General features: G+C 66.9%; 5 protein-coding genes. All 5 read left to right on the top strand.

The annotated features are described in order from the left end of the window. Positions 1–157 precede the first annotated feature (157 nt). The 5 genes from ACZ52R_RS43340 (at position 158) to ACZ52R_RS43320 (ending at position 4093) form a co-directional block, all read left to right on the top strand. The gene (locus ACZ52R_RS43340; protein WP_465626813.1) at positions 158–313 is read left to right on the top strand and encodes a hypothetical protein; all 156 of its coding nucleotides are present in this window, start codon (positions 158–160) and stop codon (positions 311–313) included. Between the two features lie 568 nt (positions 314–881). Next, entirely contained in the window at positions 882–1463 is a 582-nt protein-coding gene (locus ACZ52R_RS43335; RefSeq protein ID WP_465755563.1) for a hypothetical protein, read from the top strand. A 378-nt stretch (positions 1464–1841) separates the two neighbouring features. Continuing rightward, the gene (locus ACZ52R_RS43330) at positions 1842–2276 is read left to right on the top strand and encodes a hypothetical protein (protein ID WP_465626811.1); all 435 of its coding nucleotides are present in this window, start codon (positions 1842–1844) and stop codon (positions 2274–2276) included. 186 nt (positions 2277–2462) lie between these two features. Then, positions 2463–2711, top strand: a complete 249-nt coding sequence (locus ACZ52R_RS43325) for a hypothetical protein (RefSeq protein WP_465626851.1) — start codon at positions 2463–2465, stop codon at positions 2709–2711. A gap of 98 nt (positions 2712–2809) precedes the next feature. Beyond that, positions 2810–4093, top strand: a complete 1284-nt coding sequence (locus ACZ52R_RS43320) for an IS701 family transposase (protein ID WP_465626853.1) — start codon at positions 2810–2812, stop codon at positions 4091–4093. Positions 4094–4210: the final 117 nt, after the last annotated feature.

The raw sequence follows: 4210 nt of genomic DNA, 5'->3' as shown, positions 1-4210 counted from the left end.
TGTCACCCGCTCCCGCCTCGGACGCCTCACCCGCCAGGGCTTCCTCACCCAACCCGGACGAGGCATCTACCAGAAACGGACTTAACGTCCTCTGACACATCGTCATGGGATGATCCACCTGGTTGGGCAGCGCGCCAGACCAGTGAGGAGAACGAGCATGACCAACGACCCCACACCGGACGCCCCCATCTCCAACAAGCTGGACCACCAGGCCGAGTACGACCCCAACAACTTGCTGGACAAGCTGATCGACAAGCTGCAGCTGAAGAACGACGCGCCGCTGTCCCGGACGTCGGACGGCACCCCGCAGTAGGAGCAGCGCCAGGCCGGGATGCTGGCCGGGCTTGCCCGGATACCGCGGCTCCACCGCGGCCCGACAAGCCGTCCGGGCTGGCTGGGGATGCCGGTGGTGGCCGGTGACGTGGTCGAGGTCAGCCCGCCACGGGGTGGCGGTCAGCTCCGGTTCCCCTGCGCAGCCTGAACGGGAGCCGACTCGGCGCGCCTACCTGGGCCGCGCCCGGGGAGGCGCGGCCTGGCTGAGATGGATAGGTGCCGTTCACCCTCACGAGTGACACTGCATCAGTTTCCGGTCACGTCAGGAGCCCGAGCGTAACCGCCGCCGACAGCGTACAACTGCGTCATCAGGGCCCCTTGGGCGCGCTCGGTCTTCGACAACCCCGAGCTGCACCGGATGCCCTGGCTTCATGCGTGCCCGGACCAGCATTACCCGGCCGAGCCGCCACACTCGAACCCGCGATCACCGTGATCGACAGAAATGGGCTTCCGAGCAGCTAAAATGGGACATTATGCCCATAAAGGCAGGCTTGGCCTTGTCATCAGTCAGGTCTGATCTCGGTCACTCGGCTGCGAAGGACGCCCCTATGACGTCGGAGACCGCATCGGTCGCGCAATCTGGGCAGGAGTCGGTAGTCCTCGCCAGCTTCGATAACCGTCATCGCGCCGAACACATGCTGGCGTCGCTCGGGCGAGGCTTCCGCAGGCGGGCCCGCAAGGGTCGCACGAGTGCTGTAGTGGTCAGCGCAAACGCCGACGGCTCGCTGAGGCTAACTCAGTCTCGTGTGCTGACGGCCAACGGCTTTGCGAGCGCCCTGCTCCGCATCTCCCTCTCATGGATGATCGGATTCATGGGTCTGTTCTCCACACTGAAAGGGGCAAGGGTCGGGGCCCACGCCGCTGAAGTGCATAAAGGACGCGTCGGATCCACCGAGCACCAAGCCCACAGGATCCTCGCGGAAGCCGGCACCCATGCCGCCATCGCGCTGGTTCGCTGCGAGGACACAGACACCCGGCAGATGGTCGCCGCAGCAGCCGCCGAACGTGCGAAAGAGAGCTGGGACGGCTCGCTCACGAAGTTCCTCGCCTCCCTCGACCCCGGCAGTGCTCACGATTGGGTGCGCGCCGCCGTCGGTGAGAAGTCCTCCAACACACGCCGCGACCAGTGACTGATGGTGCCCGCACCGGGCCGGACGCCCGGCGGGGAGCCAGGCTCCCGCACCGCATGATCGTGCGGGCCGTCCTGCGGATCCTGGGATCCGCCGGCGCGGCGGCCGAGCCTGTCCGTGCACGCAGACTGGCCGACCACATCGACGCCGCCGCGCTTGCATTCCCCTCGCAAACGTCTGCCGTCCGAGCCGGTGCATGTTGCCCGAACGGTCTGCGTGAGGCGGGCGCATGTGTTGGATCGTCTTGTTTGGATCACCGGGTGGACTGGCGAACACCAAGCCCACCGACATTAAACGCCAAATGCATTTTTCCACCTGAACGGATGGCATACGACCGAACATCCCGCATCCTGCGACTGCCGTTCTTAGCCTAAAAGCATGACGACTCCAGCAAATTACCGGCAGGGTTCGACGTGGCTCCAGACCAGCCCGGTCGACTTCAACCACGACCTCACCGGCGCCGACCGCGCCGATGAGCTGATCTCCGAGGTCCCGAACCTCAAGATCCCCTTCCCCGGGGTATGGGAGATCTCCTACCACGCCCGCTCGTACACCGGCGGGAGCACAGCATCGGATCAGCTCGTCCGCACTGCACTGTTCAAGAACGGCAACCTCATCCCCGGCACTGAAGCACTGACCGGGGGGCACACGCCCATGCAGACCACTGCCGGGCAGACGATCCTGGAGAAGTTCGACGTCAATGACGTCATCACGCTCCACGCCTTCCGCTTCGGGCAGAACCCCACCGCCGTCATCAGCAACGGCGACGGACGTACGGGAATCATGGCGCACTGGGTGAGCCCCGGGTTCTAGGCCACTGCTTCAGCACCGTTCGTTCCTGAGCTGCGCATTTGCCAGCTCAGGAACGAACGGTGCTGTTGCGAGTGCTGTGCCGAAGTTTTCCTGGTGCACGAGTGGCCAGCGCGGCTGGAGGAAGACGCCTAGTACTCCAGTGTGACTTCGCGATCATGTCGGTCTCGCGGTCTACTCTGGCTCGCTATGGGCTACGACGTGCACATCACGCGGCGTGAGAACTGGTGGGACGAAGAGGGCCAGGACATCAGCGCGGAGGAATGGGACGCGGTGGCTGCTGCCCGTCCCGGCCTCGCGACAGCCCCGATGTGGTGGAGCGCCGGACGGATCGTGTCCAAGAACCCGAGCGATGCGGTGATCGCGGAGATGCGTGAGGTGGCGAAGTTGCTGAAGGCGTGGGTTCAGGGCGACGACGGCGAGCACTACGACGCCTGATGAGTGCGGCCACCACGAGATGATCAAGGGTTGTGTGGACTCCTGAAGATCGTACGGTGGCCGCGGGTCACAGCATAGACGCCGCCCGATGGCGGGCGATGTTCGACCAGGCGATGGCCCGGATCGCGGGCCGGTTCAAGCGGGTGGAGCCGCGGGCGACGGCCCGCGCTTTCGTGCTCGCCCTGTTGTCCGGCGTCGAGCGGAAGAACTGCTGGCGTTTGGCTGAGCAGGCCGGCCATGCCCGTCCCGGGCCGATGCAGCGGCTGCTGCGAAGCACCCGCTGGGACGCCGACGCGGTCCGCGACGATGTCCGGGCCTACGTCCTCGAACACCTCGGCGCCGACGACGGTGTCCTGATCGTGGACGAGACGGGCTTCCTGAAGAAGGGCGCCGCCTCGGCCGGCGTGCAGCGGCAGTACACGGGCACCGCAGGCCGGGTCGAGAACACGCAGGTCGGCGTGTTCCTCGCGTATGCCTCCAGCAGAGGGCGGGCGTTGATCGACCGTCGGCTCTACCTGCCCGACGCCTCGTGGTGCCAGGACGCCGAGCGCCGGACCCGCGCCGGAGTGCCCGATCAGGCCCGGTTCGCGACCAAGCCCGCCTTGGCCGGGCAGATGATTGCCGCGGCGTTGGATGCCGGGATCAGTGTCTCCTGGGTGACCGGCGACGAGGCATACGGCCAAGACCCCGGCCTGCGCGCACTGTTGGAGTCCCGTGGGACCGGCTACGTCCTTGCCGTCGCCTGCAGCACGCGGGTGCGGATCAACCAGGGGCGGACCGCTGCCCGCGCGGATGCGGTGACCGATCGCCTGCCCGCCTCGGCCTGGCACCGGCAGAGCGCCGGAGCCGGGGCCAAGGGGCCGCGCTACTACGACTGGGCCTGGGTCGAGATCGGCGCCGACGGCCACCGGCACCTGCTCATTCGCCGCAACCCGAGCAGTGGCGAACTCGCCTTCTACCTGTGCTGGTCCCCGAGACGAGTACCGCTGTCCGAGCTGGTCCGGGTAGCCGGGAGCAGGTGGTGCATAGAGGAGTGCTTCCAGGCCGCGAAGGGCCAGGTCGGACTGGACCACTACCAGGTCCGCCACTGGACCGCCTGGCACCGGCACATCACCCTGGCCATGCTCGCGCTAGCCTTCCTGGCCGTGGCAGCCGACGACGCGAGGCCGACCAGATGTGCGGATCCGAACCGTCCCGCCCGAAGCGGAGAGCCGATCGACCTGACCGTCCCGGAGATCCGCCACCTGCTCGGCACTCTGCTGAACCCGCCGAGCACATCCCCGCGCAGGCTGCTGCACTGGTCGAATTGGCGCAGACACCATCAGGCCGTAGCCCGCCGAAGCCACTACCGGCGGCGACTCGCCAGCCCCTCAACCGGATAGATCACGAAGTCGCACTGGAGTACTAGCCTCCGTGTTTCGGTTCGCGTCGGCTGATCTGGGGTGATCCCTGTGTCGGGGGTTGTGGGGCTGCCGTGGGACGTTGGGCATGCCGAGGGC

Source organism: Kitasatospora sp. NPDC034023, assembly GCF_055575795.1.
The sequence above is the reverse complement of the archived record's forward strand: the minus strand, read 5'-3'. Positions and strand labels throughout refer to the sequence as shown.

Bases quoted from the DNA above. Each gene is read 5' to 3' on its own strand.
- ACZ52R_RS43320 (WP_465626853.1), top strand. From the start codon at position 2,810: ATGTTCGACCAGGCGATGGCCCGGATCGCGGGCCGGTTCAAGCGGGTG.
- ACZ52R_RS43325 (WP_465626851.1), top strand. From the start codon at position 2,463: ATGGGCTACGACGTGCACATCACGCGGCGTGAGAACTGGTGGGACGAA.
- ACZ52R_RS43340 (WP_465626813.1), top strand. From the start codon at position 158: ATGACCAACGACCCCACACCGGACGCCCCCATCTCCAACAAGCTGGAC.
- ACZ52R_RS43330 (WP_465626811.1), top strand. From the start codon at position 1,842: ATGACGACTCCAGCAAATTACCGGCAGGGTTCGACGTGGCTCCAGACC.
- ACZ52R_RS43335 (WP_465755563.1), top strand. From the start codon at position 882: ATGACGTCGGAGACCGCATCGGTCGCGCAATCTGGGCAGGAGTCGGTA.